The sequence below is a fragment of the Amycolatopsis mediterranei genome (assembly GCF_026017845.1).
Lineage (GTDB): Bacteria > Actinomycetota > Actinomycetes > Mycobacteriales > Pseudonocardiaceae > Amycolatopsis > Amycolatopsis mediterranei.
Map to the genome: position 1 here is coordinate 1,067,939 of NZ_CP100416.1, position 18,913 is coordinate 1,086,851.

General features: G+C 71.8%; 15 protein-coding genes. 5 read left to right on the forward strand and 10 right to left on the reverse strand.

All coding sequences use genetic code 11. The features are described 5' to 3' along the window. Positions 1 to 5 precede the first annotated feature (5 nt). Together fdxA and dapC are read left to right on the forward strand one after the other, a co-directional pair. Positions 6 to 326, forward strand: coding sequence for a ferredoxin (fdxA, locus tag ISP_RS05195; RefSeq protein ID WP_003083029.1), 321 nt, complete (start codon positions 6 to 8; stop codon positions 324 to 326). Beyond that, the gene (dapC, locus tag ISP_RS05200) at positions 323 to 1,414 is read left to right on the forward strand and encodes a succinyldiaminopimelate transaminase (RefSeq protein WP_013222936.1); all 1,092 of its coding nucleotides are present in this window, start codon (positions 323 to 325) and stop codon (positions 1,412 to 1,414) included. Before fdxA ends, dapC begins: the two co-directional genes overlap by 4 nt. Here the strand turns inward: dapC and ISP_RS05205 are convergent. Then, the gene (locus ISP_RS05205; RefSeq protein WP_013222937.1) at positions 1,408 to 2,025 is read right to left on the reverse strand and encodes a TetR/AcrR family transcriptional regulator; all 618 of its coding nucleotides are present in this window, start codon (positions 2,023 to 2,025) and stop codon (positions 1,408 to 1,410) included. The two genes, dapC and ISP_RS05205, sit on opposite strands and share 7 nt — an antisense overlap. An 81-nt stretch (positions 2,026 to 2,106) precedes the next feature. Between ISP_RS05205 and ISP_RS05210 the strand changes: the two genes are divergently transcribed. Next, positions 2,107 to 3,513, forward strand: coding sequence for an FAD-dependent monooxygenase (locus ISP_RS05210; RefSeq protein WP_013222938.1), 1,407 nt, complete (start codon positions 2,107 to 2,109; stop codon positions 3,511 to 3,513). A gap of 15 nt (positions 3,514 to 3,528) precedes the next feature. Here the strand turns inward: ISP_RS05210 and ISP_RS05215 are convergent, their stop codons facing one another. From ISP_RS05215 to ISP_RS05225, 3 genes are read right to left on the reverse strand one after another with little or no spacing between them, the layout of a single operon-like run. After that, complete coding sequence (locus tag ISP_RS05215) at positions 3,529 to 4,461, reverse strand: CHAD domain-containing protein (RefSeq protein WP_013222939.1); 933 nt, start codon at positions 4,459 to 4,461, stop codon at positions 3,529 to 3,531. Positions 4,462 to 4,489: 28 nt separating this feature from the next. Continuing rightward, a complete protein-coding gene (gene dapD / locus ISP_RS05220; protein ID WP_013222940.1) occupies positions 4,490 to 5,473 on the reverse strand; it encodes a 2,3,4,5-tetrahydropyridine-2,6-dicarboxylate N-succinyltransferase in 984 nt (327 codons plus the stop codon). Positions 5,474 to 5,501: 28 nt separating this feature from the next. Beyond that, entirely contained in the window at positions 5,502 to 5,933 is a 432-nt protein-coding gene (locus ISP_RS05225; RefSeq protein WP_230468715.1) for a hypothetical protein, read from the reverse strand. A gap of 23 nt (positions 5,934 to 5,956) precedes the next feature. On the opposite strand from ISP_RS05225, the gene dapE reads away from it, so the two are divergent. Further along, positions 5,957 to 7,027: a succinyl-diaminopimelate desuccinylase gene (gene dapE / locus ISP_RS05230; RefSeq protein ID WP_013222942.1), complete on the forward strand. Its 1,071-nt coding sequence runs from the start codon at positions 5,957 to 5,959 to the stop codon at positions 7,025 to 7,027. A gap of 244 nt (positions 7,028 to 7,271) precedes the next feature. Then, positions 7,272 to 8,084 carry a DUF3152 domain-containing protein gene (locus ISP_RS05235; RefSeq protein ID WP_176742157.1) on the forward strand — a complete coding sequence of 271 codons (813 nt, stop codon included), beginning with the start codon at positions 7,272 to 7,274 and terminating at the stop codon, positions 8,082 to 8,084. Here the strand turns inward: ISP_RS05235 and ISP_RS05240 are convergent. From ISP_RS05240 to ISP_RS05265, 6 genes are all read right to left on the reverse strand, one after another. Further along, positions 8,081 to 9,133, reverse strand: coding sequence for a chitinase (locus ISP_RS05240; protein ID WP_176742158.1), 1,053 nt, complete (start codon positions 9,131 to 9,133; stop codon positions 8,081 to 8,083). The two genes, ISP_RS05235 and ISP_RS05240, sit on opposite strands and share 4 nt — an antisense overlap. A 139-nt stretch (positions 9,134 to 9,272) precedes the next feature. After that, entirely contained in the window at positions 9,273 to 10,877 is a 1,605-nt protein-coding gene (locus tag ISP_RS05245; RefSeq protein WP_013222945.1) for a M28 family peptidase, read from the reverse strand. Positions 10,878 to 10,962: 85 nt separating this feature from the next. Next, positions 10,963 to 13,227 carry a M4 family metallopeptidase gene (locus tag ISP_RS05250; RefSeq protein ID WP_230468716.1) on the reverse strand — a complete coding sequence of 755 codons (2,265 nt, stop codon included), beginning with the start codon at positions 13,225 to 13,227 and terminating at the stop codon, positions 10,963 to 10,965. 312 nt (positions 13,228 to 13,539) lie between these two features. Next, positions 13,540 to 14,805, reverse strand: a complete 1,266-nt coding sequence (locus ISP_RS05255; RefSeq protein WP_013222947.1) for a helix-turn-helix domain-containing protein — start codon at positions 14,803 to 14,805, stop codon at positions 13,540 to 13,542. A gap of 72 nt (positions 14,806 to 14,877) precedes the next feature. Next, positions 14,878 to 16,896, reverse strand: a complete 2,019-nt coding sequence (locus ISP_RS05260; protein ID WP_013222948.1) for a M4 family metallopeptidase — start codon at positions 16,894 to 16,896, stop codon at positions 14,878 to 14,880. A gap of 379 nt (positions 16,897 to 17,275) precedes the next feature. Then, entirely contained in the window at positions 17,276 to 18,562 is a 1,287-nt protein-coding gene (locus ISP_RS05265; RefSeq protein WP_014466619.1) for a helix-turn-helix domain-containing protein, read from the reverse strand. Positions 18,563 to 18,913: the final 351 nt, after the last annotated feature.

The window sequence follows — 18,913 nt, forward strand, 5'->3', positions numbered from 1 at the left end:
GCGCAGTGACCTACGTGATCGCCGAGCCCTGCGTCGACGTGCTCGACAAGGCGTGTATCGACGAGTGCCCCGTGGACTGCATCTACGAGGGCGAGCGGATGCTGTACATCCACCCGGACGAGTGCGTCGACTGCGGCGCCTGCGAGCCGGTCTGCCCCGTCGAGGCGATCTACTACGAGGACGACGTCCCGGACAACTGGTCGGACTACACCAAGGCGAACGTCGACTTCTTCGACGAGCTGGGCTCGCCCGGCGGGGCGTCCAAGGTGGGCAAGACCGCGCACGACCCGGCCTTCATCAAGGCGTTGCCTCCGCAGGGCGAATGAACCGGATCGCGCTGCCCGACTTCCCCTGGGATTCGCTCGCCGAGGTCAAGGCCACGGCCCAGGCGCATCCCGGCGGGGTGGTCGACCTCTCCATCGGCACGCCGGTCGACCCGGTCCCGGACGGCATCCGCGAGGCCCTTGCGTCGGTCTCGGAGATCCCCGGGTACCCGACCACGCATGGCATCCCCGCCCTGCGGGAAGCCGCGCGCGGGGCGCTTTCGCGGCGTCACGGCGTCGACGGCATCGAGCCGGACGCCGTGCTGCCGACGATCGGGTCCAAAGAGGCCGTGGCCTGGCTGCCGCGGCTGCTCGGCTTCGGCCCCGGCGACGTCGTCGTCATCCCGGAGCTGGCTTATCCGACGTACGAGGTCGGGGTGCTGCTGGCCGGCGCGTCGATCCTGCGGTCCGACGGCCTGACCGCGCTCGGCCCGCAGAAACCGGCGATGATCTGGCTGAACTCGCCGTCCAACCCGACCGGCCAGGTGCTGCCGGTCGAGCACCTGCGCAAGGTCGTCGAATGGGCGCGCGAGCGGGACGTCGTCGTGGTCTCCGACGAGTGCTACCTGGCGCTCGGCTGGGAGTCCGACCCGCTGTCGATCCTGCACCCGGACGTCTGCGACGGCCGGGCCGACGGGCTGATCGCGGTGCACTCGCTGTCGAAGTCGGCGAACCTGGCCAGCTACCGCGCCGGGTTCCTGACCGGTGACCCCCGCCTGATCAAGCAGCTGCTCGAAGTGCGCAAGCACGCGGGCATGATCGTGCCGCGCCCGGTCCAGGAGGCGATGGTCGCCGCCCTGACCGACGACGAGGCCCTGCGCACGCAACGCGAGCGCTACGCCCGCCGCCGCCTCGTCCTGCGCAAGGCGTTGCTGGACAACGGCTTCCGCATCGACCATTCCGAAGCGGGGCTCTACCTCTGGGCCACCCGCGACGAGGACGCCGCCGCGACGGTCCGGTGGCTGGCCGGCCGCGGGATCCTGGTCGCGCCGGGGACGTTCTACGGCCCGAAGGGCGGCAAGCACGTCCGCGTCGCGCTGACCGCGACCGATGAGCGCGTCGACGCCGCGGTGGAGCGCCTGACTCAGTAGTCGCGGCCGGTGAGCCCGCGGTAGATGAACCGCGTGAGCAGCTCGACGGCTTCTTCGTCGGTCGGCGGGGTCCCGTCCGGGGCCGAGCCGTGCAGCCACGTCGCCGCGAACGAGTCGACGAGGTGGTACATCAGCGCGCCGCTGTGGCCGGGGTCCGCCGGCAGCCGCAGGCCGGCCCGGGTGATGTGCGCGAGGTGGTCGTCGAGGTCGGCCGCCTGGGACGCGCCGAACCGCGCCAGCGTGCGCGCGAACGACTCGCTGACCATCGCCGCCTGGCGCAGGGCCAGCATGGTCGCGGCGTTGTCCCGGTAGAAGTCCCAGTACTGCTTGACGTGCCAGCGCACGGCCGCGGGGTCGCTGAAGTCGTTCAGGTGCTCTTCGCTGTCGGCGCTCTCGTCGCCGGACGCCGCGATGTCGGCCATGAGCGCTTCGAGGAGCTCTTCCTTGCCCGCGAAGTGGTTGTAGAACGACCCCGCGGCCCGGCCCGCTTCGGCGGTGATGTCGGTGATCTTCGTGTTCAGGTAGCCCTTCCGGGCGAAGACGCGCTTGGCCGCGGCCTTGAGCGCGACCTCGGTCTCCGCGGCTTTTTCCTTGCGGCTCGTCGCCGTCATCGCCACCTCCCTTGACACCGGACGCTAGCAGCGTCATTCTGAATCCCGATTCACTGAACTTAAATTCACTGGGAGGACGACATGGACACACGGGTGCTGATCGCGGGAGCGGGACCGACCGGGCTGACGCTGGCCATCGAGCTGGCGCGCCGGGACGTCGCCGTGCGGGTCATCGACAAGGCCGAGACCTACTTCGTGGGCTCGCGCGGGGACGGGTTGCAGCCGCGCACGCTGGAAGTGTTCGAGGACCTGGGCGTGCTCGACGCGGTGCTGGCCGCGGGCATGGCCCCGGTGCCGATGAAGATCCACCTCGGCGGCGAGGTGGTCGGCGAGCGGATGATGTTCGACCTGGTCGAGCCGACGCCGTCGAGGCCGTACCCGACCGGCTGGTTCCTGGGCCAGTCGCAGACCGAGGGGATCCTGCGCGACCGGCTGGCCGAGTTCGGCGTGCGCGTCGAGCTGAACACCGCGCTGACCGGCTTCGAGCAGGACGCCGACGGCGTCACGGCGACGCTGAGCACGGGGGAGACCGTCCGCGCGGAGTACCTGGCCGGCGCGGACGGCGGCAAGAGCTTCGTGCGCAAGGCGCTGGGGATCGCGTTCGAGGGCACGACCGACGAGTCGATCCGGATGCTGCTCGGCGACGTCCGGGCCGACGGCCTCGACCGGAACTACGGCCACTGGTTCGCCACCCCGGACGAGCCGATGAGCGGCATGTCGTTCAGCCCGCTGCCGGGCACGCCGCACTTCCAGTTCGGCGCGGCGCTCGGCGAGGGCGAGACCGACGTCGAGACGGCGTTGCCCGCGGTCCAGTCCCGGCTCGACGCGCTGAGCGGGGGCACGGTCAAGCTGACCGACCTGGCCTGGTCGACGGTGTGGCGGCCGAACGTCCGCCTGGCGGCCCGCTTCCGCGACGGCCGGGTGTTCCTGGCCGGCGACGCGGCGCACGTCCACCCGCCGACGGGCGGCCAGGGCCTGAACACGGGCGTCCAGGACGGCTACAACCTGGGCTGGAAGCTCGCGGACGGGGCGCCGGAGCTGCTGGACAGCTACGAAATCGAGCGGCGGACGGTCGCCGCCCGGGTGCTCGGGGTGACGGCCGGGATCCTGCAGAAGTACGTCGACGGGGACGACGACGCCCACCACCGCGGCGAGGAGACGAACCAGCTGAACATCACCTACCGCGGCGGCCCGCTGTCACCGGCCGGAACGGGCGCGCTGCGGCCGGGCGACCGGGCACCGGACGCCCCGCTGGTCGACGCGAACGGCAAGCGGGTGCGGCTGTTCGAGCTGTTCCGCGGCCCGCACGCGACGGAGCTGGTGTTCGGGGCGGGCGAGACGTCGGGGTACCGGATCCTGCCCGCGGGGAGCGTGGCGACCGGAACGGACCTGGTCGACGAGGGCGGCCACGCGTACGCGGCGTACGAGGCCGAGGGCGGGCGGCGGGTGCTCATCCGGCCGGACGGGTACGTCCGGTCGATCTCCTGACCGGGGCGCGGCTGCTCAGGCGTGGAGGGCCTTGGCGGCCGAGTCCACTGCTTTCCACGACTTCCGCCAGACCGCGCGGGCCTCGGCGCGGCGGCTCAGCTCGCGCTCGGCGATCCGGCCGGCGACGAACCCCATCGGGCCGTCCACCGACTCCAGGATCGTGCGCATCCGCTCGGCCGCGATCACCGCGTCCTGGTGCTCACCGAGCACGGTCTGGAAGTCCTTCGTCGCCTTGAGCAGCTGCTTGATCTTCGCCGTCTGCTTCTTCTTCGCCGACGTCTGGGCCAGCTCGGCCGCGTACCGCAGCTTCTTCCCGTGGATGCGCAGCGCGTGCAGGTCGTCGTCCGGCGGGTCGGCGGGCAGGGCGCGGACGGCCTTGGCGAGCTTGCGGTGCGGCTTCGCCAGCCCGCTGACCAGGTCGTGTGGCCGGGTGACGGCCGAGGTGGACTCCGCCCGGGTCAGCAGGCTCACCTCGCGCAGCAGCGTCGAGTACCGGGCACTCGACAGCGCCCGCGTCAGGCGCCGCTTCGCCGTGGCTCGCTCGGCGACGAACTTCGAGACCAGGCGGCGGCCCGCCGCCTGGTCCCGGACCTCGAAGCCGGCGATGACCTCGCGCAGGTGCCCGATCAGCACGTCGTAGTCGCGCACCTCACCGAGGGACTGGCCGAGCCAGCCCAGCTCCGCGCGCACCGGTTCGGCGCCGTCGCCGACCAGCTCGCCGGACAGCTTCAGCACGCTGCGCATCCGCCGCAGGGCGACGCGCATCTGGTGCAGGTCTTCCGGGTCCGCGCCCGAGCGCGTGCCGGGTTCGTGCGCGAGCAGGGCGCGGATCTCCCGGTCGAGCTTGGCGCGGACGTGGTGGACCGCCGGATCGGCCGGGAGCGCCGCGATCGGGAGCTCCGGCAGACCCAGCTCGGCCGGGGTTCGAGGCAACGATTCGGTGGTCACCCAGTGAATAGTAGGTGAACGATCGTTTTTAGTCGTTCGCGTGCAGCGCCGCGTTCAGCTCGACGCCGGCGCCGGTCCGCGGCACGACCTCGACCGCGCCCGTCGCCGAGTTGCGCCGGAAGACCGCGCCCGAAATGCCGTTGAGCTCGCGGGCCTTGACGACCTTGCCCTCGACGACCACCTTCGTGCCCGCCGTGACGTAGAGCCCCGCCTCGACGACCGAGTCGTCGCCGAGCGAGATGCCCACGCCGCCGTTCGCGCCGATCAGGCAGCGCTCGCCCAGGGAGATCGTCTCCTTGCCGCCGCCCGAGAGCGTGCCCATGATCGACGCGCCGCCGCCGACGTCCGAGCCGTCGCCGACGACCACGCCGGCCGAGATCCGGCCCTCGACCATCGACGCGCCGAGCGTGCCGGCGTTGAAGTTGACGAAGCCCTCGTGCATCACGGTCGTGCCGGACGCCAGGTGCGCGCCGAGGCGGACGCGGTCGGCGTCGCCGATCCGGACCCCGGACGGCAGGACGTAGTCGACCATCCGCGGGAACTTGTCGACGCTGTAGACGGTCACCGGGCCGCGCGCCCGCAGCCGCAGCCGGGTCGTCTCGAAGCCTTCGACCGGGCACGGGCCGTGATTGGTCCACACGACGTTGGCCAGCAGGCCGAACATGCCGTCGAGGTTCTGGCCGTGCGGGCGGACCAGCCGGTGCGAGAGCAGGTGCAGCCGCAGGTACATGTCGTGGGTGTCCGCGGGCGCGTCGGCGAGCCTGCCGATCGTGGTGCGCACGGCGACGACCTCGACCCCGCGGTCGGTGTCCGGGCCGAGCAGCGCCGCGGCGGCCTCGCCGAGCAGCTCCTTCGCCTCGTCCGAACTCAGCCGCTCCGTGCCGGGAGTGCCGCCTTCGGTCAGCTTCGGGTGCGGGTACCAGGTGTCGAGGACCGTCCCGTCGGTGGTGACGGTGGCCAGCCCGACGCCGCTGGCGCCGGTCGTTTCGGGGTTCGGGCTCTGCTCGCTCACGGCCCTCACCGTAGTGGAGTGACGCGGATCAACCACTCGTGGGCCGGGCGTCTACCTGCTTCTTCAGGCCCGCGAGGGCGCCGGCGATGTCGACGAGCGCCTGCGAGCAGTCACCGCCCGGGGCCGGGACCGTGGTGCAGCCCGCGCCCCGGAACGACCCGACGGCCTGCTCCAGCTTGGCGGCCTCGGCGACCAGCTGCGGATCGCGGTCGCCGGCGCGCTTGCGGGCCGCGCCCGGCACGTTGGCGACCTCCGTGACGTACTTCTCACAGCCCTTCGGCAGCTGGGTGCGCGGGCTCGCGTAGCACTGGTCGGCGGTCAGCGCGTCCAGCTTGGTCGGGAGCGCGTCCGGCCCGGGCTCGCCGGCCTGCGGCCTGGGGGCCGGGCCGGCTTCGTTCCCGCAGCCGGACAGGACCAGGACCAGCAACGCGCCGCCCACGGCGACTCCGAACCTGCGCACACCCCCACGGTAGCGTGCGGGCCATGAGCCTCGACCTGCACGCCGACCCGGTGGACCTGACCACAGCGCTGGTGGACATCTTCAGCGTGTCCGGCGCCGAGGCCGAGATCGCCACCGCGGTGCAGGAGGCGCTGCAGGCGCAGGCGCCGCACCTCGAGGTCGTCCGCAACGGCGACGCCGTCCTGGCGCGGACCGACCTCGGCCGCGGGTCGCGGGTCGTGCTCGCCGGGCACCTGGACACCGTGCCGGAGAACGGCAACCTGCCTTCCCGGCGCGAAGGCACCGGTGACGAAGAGATCCTGCACGGCCTCGGCACGGTCGACATGAAAGGTGGCGACGCGGTCTTCCTGCACTTGGCGGCGACGCTGCCTTCGCCCAAGCACGACATCACCTTCGTCTTCTACGACAACGAAGAGGTCGAAGCGGTCAAGAACGGCCTCGGCCGGATCGAGCGCGAGCTGCCGGAGTGGCTGGCCGGCGACCTGGCGATCGTCGGCGAGCCGTCGAACGGCGTGATCGAGGCCGGCTGCCAGGGCACCATGCGCGTCGAGCTGCGGCTCTCGGGGAAGCGGGCGCACACCGCGCGGGCGTGGATGGGCGAGAACGCGATCCACGCGCTCGCCGAGCCGCTGCGCCGGCTGGCGGAGTACACGCCGCGGATCGTCGACATCGACGGGCTGACCTACCGCGAGGGTCTCCAGGCGACGTCGATCAGCGGCGGTGTGGCGGGCAACGTCGTCCCGGACGCGGCGGTGCTGACGGTGAACCACCGCTTCGCCCCGGACCGCGACCCGGCGGCGGCCGAGCGGCACCTGCGCGAGGTTTTCGACGGTTTCGAACTGTCCGTTGTGGACCTTTCCCCGGGAGCGCTGCCGGGCCTGTCGGCCCCGGCGGCGGCGGAACTGGTGACGGCGGCGGGCGGCCGCGCGGCGGCCAAGCTGGGCTGGACGGACGTGGCCCGCTTCGCGGCGCGCGGCATGCCGGCGGTGAACTTCGGCCCGGGCAACCCGACGCTGGCGCACACGAAGCAGGAGAACGTCCGGACGGCGGAGATCCGCCAGGTCACCGAGGTGCTCCGCAAGTTCCTGGCCTGAGTCCCGAGCGCCCCAATGTGGCCTTCGGTGCGTTGGACGCACCCAATGTGGCCTTCGGTGCGTTGGACGCACCCAATGTGGCCTTCGGTGCGTTGGGCGCACCCAAGGCCACATTGGGGCGCTGTGGCGGTCGTCACACGGGTGGGTCCTGAGCTGCGGTGACGCTCCGCCACCGCAGGTCACCGCAACTTTTCCCGGCCGCGGCCCGTATGTCCTTCTGAAACCGCGCACCCCGGGAGGATCCATGCCGAAATCCGCGAGACGAGCCGCGGCGGTGGCCGTGCTCGCCCTGGCGGTGGGCTGGGGCGCGGCCGCCTGCGGGGAAGGGCAGCCCGTGGCCGCGCCGGCGGCCGGGCCGATCCGCACCGCCATCGGGGAGGCCACCTCGGTTCCGCCGCCGCCGGCCGAGCGGGAGCCCGTGACGCAGAGCGCGCCCGTCGACGAGGCCGCCATCACCTTCCCGCGGACCGGTTCCGGGCAGTGGATGTTCACCCCCGGCTCCGACGAGGTCGCCGGGAAGTCCGGCCGGCTGATGCGCTACCGGATCGCCATCGAGACCGACATCGACGGCGTCGGGCCCGCCGAGTTCGCCAAGGACATCCGCACCATCCTCGGCGACCCGCGCGGCTGGACCGCCGGCGGCCAGTGGCGGCTGCAGCAGGTCGGACCGGCCGACATGGCCGACTTCACCCTCTACCTCGCGACGCCGGCCAGCCGCGACAAGCTGTGCGGCGGCACACCGGACAGCTACACCTCCTGCCGCAACGGCAGCAACGTCGTGCTCAACGTCGCCCGCTGGGCCAACGCCGTCCCGAACTACGGCGCCCCGCTCGAGGCCTACCGCCAGTACATGGTCACCCACGAAACCGGCCACCGGCTCGGCCAGGGCCACGAGCTGTGCCCCGGCCCGGGCCGGCCGGCGCCGGTGATGGAGCAGCAGACGCTCGGGCTGCACGGCTGCGTCCCGAACCCCTGGCCGTTCCCGGACGCCGGCGGCCGCGAATACGCCGGCCCGCCGGGCGAGTACGACGACCCGATCCCGGCCGGCGATTCCTAGCGGCCCTGCAGGGACTTGACGTTGGTGCCGAACGTCCAGCCCTTCGAGCCGTCCCAGTTGATCGACCAGTCCATCAGGCCCTTGAGACCCGGAACCGACCGCCACGCCTGGGAAACCAGGCTCGGCGACATGTACCCGCCACCCGCGCCCGGCTGGGCGGGCAGGCCGGGGACCTGCTTGTCGTAGGGGACGCGGATCGTCGTGCCCTGCACGACCAGGCCCTGGTTCAGGCACTGCGTCTGCACGGTGAAGCCCTGCACGGTCCCGGCCTGGTAGGAATCGCCGGAGCAGCCGTACATGGACCCGTTGTAGTACTGCATGTTCAGCCACCACAGCCGGCCGTTGTCCGCGTACTTCTTGATGATCGGCAGGTACGCGCCCCAAATCGAGCCGTAGGCAACGCTGCCGCCGGTCACGTATGCGGTCTCCGGCGCCATCGTGAGCCCGAAGTTCGACGGCATCTGCGCGAGCACGCCGTCGATGATCCGGATCAGGTTGCTCTGCGACGCCGAGAGCGTCTTGATGTTCCCGCTGTTCGTCAGCCCGGTCTCGATGTCGATGTCGATCCCGTCGAAGTTGTACTGCTTGAGGATCGGCACGACGGTGGCGACGAACCGGTCGGCCACCGCCGACGACGAGAGGTCGATCCCGGCGGCGGCACCGCCGATGGACAGCAGGATCGTCGCGCCGGCGGCCTTCGCCGCGCACATCTCGGCGGGCGTCGACACCTTCACCCCGGCGTCCATCCCGTTCTCCCACAGCACGGTTCCGTCGGAGCGGATCACCGGGAAGGCGGCGTTGACGACGTTGTACCCGTGCTGCGCCATCCGGCTGTCGGTGATCGGGACCCAGCCCATTCCGGGGTGGACGCCGTTCGCGGCGCCGTCCCAGTTTTCCCAGTACCCCTGGAGGACCTTGCCCGCGGGCCTCGATTTCACCGCGCACGTGCCGGCCTGCACCGCCCCCTGCGCGGGGGCCGGCACGAGCAGCGGGACGGCCAGCACCGCAGCCAGAAGGGTTCCGAACAAGCGGGTTCTGCGACCGGACATACCGGCTCCCATCGTCGTTGAGGGGCGTACGCGGCGTGTCCGTCCACGATAGGGACCGGGGGAAAGCGCTGACTACCTACGAATGGGTGGTCTAGACAACTCGGAGGCGCCCCCGCGAGGGACGCCTCCGAGCGGCCGGTCAGACGGTCAGCGTCCAAGAGGACAGGTAACCGGTGTCGGCCGGGCCGACGTCCTTGATGCGGAGCTGCCAGGCGCCGTTCGCGGCCTCGGAAGAGGCGTTCACGGTGTAGGTGGTGTCGAGGTTCGGCGTGGAGTCGCTGCTCGAGTTCTTCATCCGGTACGCCGTGCCGTCCGGGGCGACGAGGTCGAGGACCAGGTCACCGCGGTAGGTGTGGGTGATGTGCACCTCGACCTTGGTGGTGCCGGACGCGTTGCGCGCGCAGCCCGCCACGTTCGCGGTGCTGTTCACCGCGGCACCCGGGTAGTCCGGGATGTCGAGGCGCGTCGAGGTGGTCACCGGCGCGCACGACGAGCTGCCGACGCCGAGCGAGAACGCCGCCGTGTGGTCGGCGTTCGCGCCGTCGGCGGTCACCGTGATCGGGAAGGTGCCGGTCGGGGTGCTCGACGACGTCGTGATGGTCAGTGTCGAGCTGCCGCCCGAGGAGATCGTCGCCGGGCTGAAGGACGCCGTCGCTCCCGCGGGCAGGCCGGAGGCGGACAGCGAGATCGACTGCGCCGAGCCGGACGTCGTCGCGGTGCTGACGGCGACCTGCAGCGACTGTCCGGGTTGGACAGTGCCGGACGCCGGGTTCAGCGACACGGAGAAGTCGTTGCCCTGGGTCGGGGCGACGGCAAGCTTCCACAGCGCGTACCCGATGGCGTCGGAGTTCTTCTCCAGCGGCGGGTCCGGGATGTTCGCCGTCGTGTCGCAGGCGCGGTGGTAGCAGTTGTCGAACGGCGAACCCGCGGTGCCGCCCCACTTCTGCGCCTGCGCCGAGCTCTTGATGTCGCCGGCGCCGGTGGCCAGGCCGCCGACCGGGATGCCCGCGCTCTTGAAGGACGCGTGGTCGGATCGGCCGTCGCCTTCGCTGTCGCCCTCGGTCTGGATGCCGATCGAGGCGAAGTACTCGTCGAAGATCGCCTTGACCGACGCGACGTCGTCGTAGACGAAGTAGCCCCAGTTCTTCGAGCCGATCATGTCGAAGTTGAGGTAGGTCTTGATCTTCGTGCGCTCGCTGCTCGGCAGGTTGTTGACGTAGTACTTGGAGCCGACCAGGCCGGACTCCTCGTCGGCCCACCAGCCGAACCGGACGCGCTTGGCCATTGCCGGGTTGGTCCGGGCGAGCGTCAGCGCGACCTCGAGGATCGACGCGCTGCCCGAGCCGTTGTCGTTGATGCCGGGGCCGGCGCTGACGGAGTCGAGGTGCGCGCCGAGCATGATGACCTGGCTCGCGTCGCCCTGCGGCCACTCGGCGATGAGGTTCTGCGACTGCCCGAGGCAGCTGGTGCAGGTCTGCCGGGTCGTGGTGTACCCGGCGTTCTTCAGCAGGTTTTCCACATAGGACACCGAGGCCGCGTAGCCGCCGCCGCGCGCCGAGCGGGTGCCGCCGTTGTTGTCGGCGATGGTCTGCAGCTGGTTGAGGTGGCCCTTGATGTTGGCCAGCGAGATGTCCGGTGCGGCGAGCGCCGTGGCGGGCGCGGCGGTGGCCGTCGGCGCGGATACGACGCTCAGCACGGCGGCCAGGGCGGTGACCCCGGCGCCGAGTCGTGTCTTCCACTTCATGGCGGTGAATTCCTTCGGTGGGGGTTGGGGACAACGACCGTGAAGGCCGCACCTGGCTGGTGCGGCCTTCACGGGGTCGGGGGTGCTACACGGTCAACGTCCACGAGGACAGGTAACCGGTGTCGGCCGGGCCGACGTCCTTGATCTGCAGCTTCCAGGCGCCGTTCGCGGCTTCCGAAGCGGCGTTGACGGTGTAGGTGGTGTTGATGTTCGGCGTCGAGCTGCTGCTGGAGTTCTTCATGCGGTAGCTCGTGCCGTCCGGGGCGATCAGGTCGAGGACCAGGTCACCGCTGTAGGTGTGGGTGATGTGCACCTCGACCTTGGTGGTGCTCGACGCGTTGCGCGCACAGCCGCTGACGGTGCTGGTGCTGCTGACCGCGGCACCCGGGTAGTCCGGGATGTCCAGCCGGGTCGAGTTGGTCACCGGGGCGCACGAGGACGTGGTCCCGACGGTCAGGGTGTAGGTCGCGGTGTGGTCGGTGCCGGCCCCGTCGGCGGTGATGGTGATCGGGAAGCTGCCGGTCGGGGTCGACGACGTCGTCGCGATGGTCAGCGTCGAGCTGCCGCCGGAGGAGATGGTGGCCGGGCTGAACGTCGCGGTCGCGCCGGCGGGCAGGCCCGAGGCGGACAGCGTGATCGACTGGGCCGCGCCCGAGGTGATCGCGGTGCTGATCGTGGTCGTCGCCGAGGCGCCCGTCTGCACGGACCCCGAAGCCGGGTTCAGCGCGACCGAGAAGTCCGGCCCGCCGCCGCTGCACGACGCCGGCTCACCGCTGACGGTGGTGACGGAGATGGCGTCCCACGCGGCCTTGGTGGCGTTGTACTCGGTGCAGCTGCCGGGGAAGAGCGCGATCGCGGCTTCGAGGGTCGCCTTGCGGGCGGCCTTGTGGTTCCACGACGAGGTCTTCTTCAGCAGGCCGTTGTAGAAGATCTTGCCGGCCTTCTGGATGCCGATGCCGGTGACGCTCGAGCTGTTGCACGTCGGGCTGGCCGGCTTGCCGCCACCCGGGTTCGAGCCCTCGGCCAGCAGGTAGAACCAGTGGTTCTGCGGGCCGGCGGCCGCGTGCACCTCGGTGCTCGGGATCGACGACGAGTAGCAGTTCGGATCGCCGACCTTCGACGGCTGGTACATGTACCGGATCGGGCCCTGGCCGACCAGGTTGACGCCCTCGCCGACCTCGTAGTCCGGGGTGTCCTTGGCGTTGTTCGCGTACGCCTCGGTCAGTGCGCCGAAGATGTCACCGGTCGACTCGTTCATGCCGCCGTTTTCGTTGCCGGAACCGGCGCCGCCCGGGGTGAACTGGAAGATGCCGTGGCCGAACTCGTGGCCGACGACGTCCATCGAGGTGGCCTGGCGCTGGTTGTCCTGCGAGTGGCCGAAGTGCGTCGACGAGCCGTTCCAATAGGCGTTGACGTCGGCCAAGCCGACGGACGCCGGGTAGCCGGTGCCGCTGCCGTTGATGCCGTTGCGGCCGAGCCAGTCGGCGAGCATCTTCCACTCGGTCTGGACGCTGTAGAGCACGTCGACGCAGCCGGTCTCGAGGTCCGTGCCGGTGCCGTTGCCCCAGTTGTTGTCCGGTCCACTGTAGACGGAACCGCCTTCGCGGCCGCAGCTGATGCCGGTGCGGCCCGGGTCACGCATCGTGTACGTGCTGCCGGACTGCGTCGTGTCGATCGAGACGTTGCCGACGTAGTAGCTGTTGCCGGTACCCGCGACGTTCACGGTGGCGGGCTGGGCCTGGCTCTTCGCCCCGGAGGCGAACGTCTTGACGTCGTCCCGCTTGTCGAGCACCGCACCGGTCGCCGCGTCGACGAACACGTGCAGGTTGCTCGGTGCCGTGGCGGTGCGCCCGGCGACGACGACCTCGTAGGCCAGCTTCGGGCTCGTCCCGGCCAGCACCACCTTCTCCGGTGTGCTCACACTGTCCACAGTGGGCAGTTGAGCGCGCGCGGTGGCGGCGGCCTTCGCCGCGTCGAGGGCCGCCTGGGTCCCGACGGTGATGGCCGCGGTCTCGGCCGCACTGGTGCCGCGGACGCGTCCGGCGCCGTCCGCGACGACCACCGCGTCCCCGCCCACGACCCGCAGGCCCTGGTAGGTGCGCTGGTAGGCGCCGTAGAAGAGGCCACCGCCACCGGCGGTCAGGCCGACGCGCTGGAACGACTCGCCCGCGCCGCGGCGCAAGGCGTCAAGGCCACTGGCGGCCGCCTGGTCGGCGGCGCGGGCGGCCACCGCTTCGGGAGCGGCGGGCTGGGCTTGAGGCGCTGCGGTCGCCGGGGTCACCGGTAACGCGAGCGTCATGGCGAGCCCGGCGGCAGCCGCCAAGCCCGTGCTGAACCCACGATGGGTCATCGAGGTCTTCCTTCCACGAAGGCAGAATCGAGGTCCGGTAAGGGGAAGAGGGGAGACGTGTCCGGCGGCCCAACAGCAGGTATGCGTCCGGACGCATCCGAGTAAAGGATCAGCGGATCCGGGCGTCAATGCGCCGAACGGACCAATGCGGCGTTCCGGATTATCGAATCAATTCGTACAAACCCCGCCGCAGCAGGGGATTCTCGCCGCGTTCCGTCCCGGAACGACTTTCGTAGGGATTGTCCGCGACACCATCCGAACGCCGGACGATCTCGATCACCGGGATTTCGTTGCCACCGCTGGTGAATCGCTTCAGTCGGCTTCCGCGCCCAGCGCGATGAGCCCGTTGCGCAGCACGTCCGCCGCCTCCGCCTGCTTCCCGGTCTCGCCGAGCAGCTCGCTCAACGGCCGCAACGCGCGCACCAGCACGCCCCGCGCGCCCAGGCCGGTGGCGATCTCGACGGCGGCCCGCAGGTCCTCGGCCGCGCGCCGCGCGTCGCCGCGGGCCCTGGCCAACGACCCGAGCTGCAGCCGCAGCTCCGCGGCCAGCGCCGTGCCCGCCACGACCGCCGGGCGCACCTGGTCGAGCAACGCGGCCGCCGTCTCCAGCCGGCCCGCCGCGAGGTACTCCGCGGCGAGCTCGACGGTGATCGCCGGGACGTCGTCCGGCCAGGCCGTCTCCCGCGCCGCCCCGAGGTCGGCCAGCGCGCCCTCGACGTCACCCGAGCGGCCGCGGACCCGGGCCCTGGCCAGCAGGCAGTACGCCATCGCCGGGTGCAACGCCCGCTCCTGCATCAGGTCGTAGGCCGCCGCGACCGACGCGGCCGCGTCGGCGAACCGGTCCGCCGCCAGGTGGCTGCGGCACACCTCGACGTGACTGCGGGTCAGCTCCGCGAGCACCGCCGGGCCGCCCCGGGTGAGCCGCAACGCCGAGCCGGCGTACTCGGCCGCCCGCTCCAGGTCGCCCTGGCGCAGGTGCCGCTCGGCCAGGCAGGCCCGCAGCGTCAGCAGCATCGACGGCTGCGGGTAGCCGTCGCGCAGCAGCTCGGCGTGGCAGGTTTCCAGCAGGTGCACCGAATACTGCACCTCGCCCCAGGCGGTCAGCACCGCCGCGCGCAGCGGCACGACCATCGCCCGCACCGGCGGCGGCTCACCCGACAAGGCCGTCTCGGCGTCCGCGACGTACTTGGTGCGGACGTCGCCGGTCGAGTACCCGGCCAGCCACAGCAGCGCGATCCCCGCCTGCCGCGGCCGGTCCAGCCGCTCGGCGCGGCGCCGGATCCGCTGCATCCGCGGGGTCGCGCGGCGGGCGTCACCGGCCAGGAACCGGTCCGCCGTCTCGATCAGCTCGAGGTCGAGCTCGATCAGCTCCCGCGGGGACCGGCCGCCGAGCAGTTCGTCCGGGTCGATGCCGAGTTGCCGGGCGAAGAACCGCAGCGCGTCCCCCGACGGCGTCCGCGCGCCGGTCTCGACCGACGACACGTACGCCGCGGAGTACTGCGGCCCGGCGAGTTCGCGCTGCGTGAGCCCGCGTTCGGTGCGCAGCTCACGCAGGCGTTCGCCGACGCTCTCGCTCACACAGGTGCCTTTCCGCCGGGGGAGTCCAGGGTAAGCCGCGCGGCGGTGCCGCCCACCACCGCGCGGCCGTGATCAGCAGGCCCCGGCGTCGCTCCAGACGGCCCACGAGCCGGGCGCGCCGGGCTCGGCCCCGGTCGAGTACCACAGCGACGTCCACTTGTGACCGTTGTGGCCCACGACGTCGTTGGGCACGTACGCCTTGGCGGAGTCCCACTCGGCGAGCCCGTCGCAGCCGGTCGGCGGGGTGCCGGTGCCGACGGTGAGCGAGAACTGCGCGGTGTGGTCGGCGTCGGTGCCGTCGCCGGTGACCGTCACCTGGCTGGTGCCCTGCGGCGTGGTCGCCGACGTCGTGATGGTCAATGTCGACGTGCCGCCGGATTGGACGCTCGCCGGGCTGAAGGCCGCCTTCGCGCCCTCGGGCAGGCCGGTGGCCAGCAGCTGCACGGTCTGGGCGCTGCCCGAGGTGACCCGGGTGGTCACCGTGGTGGTCGCCGTCTGTCCGGGTTGGACGGACGCCGACGTCGGCGACAGCGTCAGCGAGTAGTCGTTGCCCGCGGGCGGCTGGCCGCTGCAGGTCGGCTCACCGCTGACCGCGGGGACGCTCACCGCGTCCCACGCGGCCTTGGTGGCGGCGAACTCCGTGCAGCTGCCCGGGAACAGGGCGACCGCGGCTTCCAGGGTGGCCTTGCGGGCGGCCTTGTGGTTCCACGACGAGGTCTTCTTCAGCAGGCCGTTGTAGAAGATCTTGCCGGCCTTCTGGATGCCGATGCCGGTCACCGTCGAGCTGTTGCACGTCGGGCTGGCGCCGCTGCCCTGGGAGAGCAGGTAGAACCAGTGGTTCTGCGGGCCCGCGGCGGCGTGCACCTCGGTGCTCGGGATCGAGGCCGAGTAGCAGTTCGGGTCGCCGACCTTCGACGGGTTGTCCATGTAGCGGATCGGGCCCTGGCCGACGAGGTTGACGCCCTCGCCGACGGTGAAGTCCGGCCGGTCCACCGGGTTGTTCGCGTAGTACTCGGTCAGCGCGCCGAAGATGTCGCCGGTGGACTCGTTGAGCCCGCCGTTCTCGTTGCCCGAGCCGGCGCCGCCGGGCGTGGTCTGGAAGATCGCGTGGCCGAACTCGTGGCCGACGACGTCCATCGGCGTCGCCTGGCGGCGGTTGTCCTGCGAGTGCCCGAAGTGCGTCGAGGAGCCGTCCCAGTAGGCGTTGACGTCGTTGAGGCCGACGCTCGCGCGGAACCCGCCGCCGGCCCCGTCGATGCCGTTGCGGCCGAGCCAGTCGGCGAGCATCTTCCACTCGGTCTGGACGCTGTAGAGCACGTCGACGCAGCCGGTCTCGAGGTCCGTGCCCGAGCCGTTGCCCCAGGTGTTGCTGCTCTTCGTGAAGATCGAGCCGCCCTCGCGGCCGCAGGCGATCCCGCGGCGGCCCGGGTCGGTCATCGAGTAGGAACTGCCGGAGCCGGACGTGTCGATCGAGACGGTGCCGGCGTAGAAGGAGTTCCCGGTGCCGGCTTCGTGGACGTCGTCGCGCGTGTCGAGGATCTTTCCCGTGGTGCTGTCGACGAAGACGTGCAGGTGGGTGGGCTTGCCGTGGTCCCGGCCGCTGACGACGACCTCGTAGGCGAGCTTCGGGGCGTCCCCGGCCAGCACGACCAGCTTCGGCGTCTCGGCCATGTCTACTGTGGACACCGTCGTGGTGGCGATCTTCGTCGCTTGCTCGGCCTTCAGGGCGGCCTGCGTGCCGACGGCGATCGGGGCGGTGTGCGCGGCTTCGGTGCCGCGCACCCGCCCGGCGCCGTCGGCGACGACCACCGCGTCGCCGCCGATGACCGGCAGGCCGTGGTAGGTGCGCTGGTAGGAGGCGAAGTAGAGCCCGCCGCCACCCGGGGTGACCCCGGTGCGGACGAAGGCCTCCCCGGCGCCCTTCGCGAGCCGATCGGCGCCGGTGAGGGCGGCCTGGTCGGCGGCGCGGGCGGCGAGCGCCTCGGGCGGGGTGGCGGCGGGGGGTGCGGGAGCGGCGGCGGCCGGGATCGCCGGCACCGCGAACGTCAGGGCCAGGCCGGCGATCGCCGCCAGCCCGCGTGGGGATCTCATGGGGAACCTTTCCGGGGACCGGGAGGAATGTGCCCGGAGGAATAACTGGTGTTATTGCGCCGGACGCGTCCGAGTAAAGGTTCCGCTCGCGGACGGGTCAATGGGCCGAACGGAGCAGTGCGGTCCAGTCACGATCACGGGAACTCACGCAAAACCGCAGGCCGAGAGCCTTTACACCACTGGTCTGAACCAATTCACAGACTTTAGTAGGAAAGTGCCTTTGGCCCGGACCGTCGAGCCCGCTGGTCCGCAATGGACGACACGCGTACCCGCACGGACGACACGCGTACTCCGCCGGACGACACGAGGACGCGACCCCTCCCGCTCGTGTCGTCCGTCTGGGTACGCGTGTCGTCCGGCCAGGTACGCGTGTCGTCCGTTACGTGTCGGCGCCGGCGACCGAGTCCAGGCCGCGGCGGTAGGCCTCGACGGCTTCGTCGAGATGACCACGTTGTCGGAGCGTGTCGCCGAGCCGCAGGGCCGTCGAAACCGCCGCGCCGTGCAGGGACGCCCCGGTCTGGATCTCGAAGGCCTCGCGCAGCAGCCGGGTCGCCGTCTCCGGGTCGCCCTGGGCTGCGGCGATCTGGCCCAGCAGGCTCGTCGCCTCGCCCAGTGACTCGACGTCACGGGACAGCAGCTCCCGGACCTCGGAAACGAGCGACGCCGCTTCCTCCGGTGCGCCCTGCCGGAGGCGGACTTCGGCCAGCTCGAGCGTCGCCCCGGCGAAGCCTTCGTCCGCGCCGATCGCCGCCAGCTGGTCGCGGGCCGTCGTGAGTTCCGCGCTGGCCTCGTCGAGGCGGCCCAGGTGCCGCAGGAGGTAGCCGCGCGCCCAGCGGCAGCGGGCCGCGTCGCGGTCGAACCCGACCGACGCGAACAGCCGGCACGCCTCGGTGAGGTCCTCGTCCGCCCGGTCCGCGCGGCCGGTCGCCTGCCACACCTGCGACGCCTGCCGGTGGAACCGCGCGACGAAGTCCGGCCGCGCCGCCGCCCGCGCCAGCCGGCGTCCGTCCTCGGCCGCGCGGCGGGCCCGGTGCAGGCCGCCCATCTCCATCAGCGGGTGGATCAACGCCGTGAGCAGGCACAATTCGGCGTCCGGGTCCGCCGGCCGGGTCGCCAGCTCGGCCTCGAGCCGGGCGATCGCCGTGCCCGCGTCGCCGCTCTGGAACCGGCAGCCCGACCACCGGTGCACGATCATCGCCCGCAGCCACGGCGGGGCCGCGCCGGCCAGTTCGTCCGCGTGCTCCAGCGCCCGCTGCGCCCCCGCGACGTCGAAGAGCTGCCACCGCACCTCGGCGTGGCAGAACCGCGCGTAGCACTCGACGTCGTCGAGGTGGTAGCCCGCCGCCTGTTTGCCCACGGCGGCGAACCGCTCCTGCGCGGCGGTGATCCGGCCCTGCTCCAGGTCGCGGTACCCCTCGTCCAGCGCCGCGCGCAGCTCGGCGGCGACGCCGGGCGGCCGGCCGAACCGCAGCTCGTCGACGGTCAGCCCGAGCCGCTGCGCCAGGTAGGTCAGCATCTCCTCCGACGGCGGACGGCTGCCGGTCTCGACCTTCGCCAGGAAGCCCCGGTCGTAGCCCGGCTCGGCCAGCTCGCGCTGGGTCCAGCCGCGGCCGGTGCGCAGCCGCCGGATCCGCGCTCCGAGCGGTTCGGCGGGGGCGCTGGTCATCTCCCCACGGTAGGTCATCGGCGCGGCAGCCGCGAAAACGGATGTATGGCCGCCTTCGGCCGCCCGGAGAGCGTTCTCTGCCAAATAGGAAACTCTCTTAACAAATCGGCGACCTGCCTGCCTTCGCGTCGGCGGCCGTGCCGCGCAGCCCCCACTGGTGCGCCTCTCGGCGTCTGAAACCCGCGCTGTCCGGCGATGTCGGCCCCGATCTGTCCACTCTGGACCGACCGGTCGTGAACGGACCCGACGGCGCGGGCGCCCGGGAATGCACCCGTCCGTATGAATCCTTCGGCGGTCGGGGAAGCCGCTGCGCCGACAACCCGAGTTCATGGCCCGGTAACGAGCCCGCCA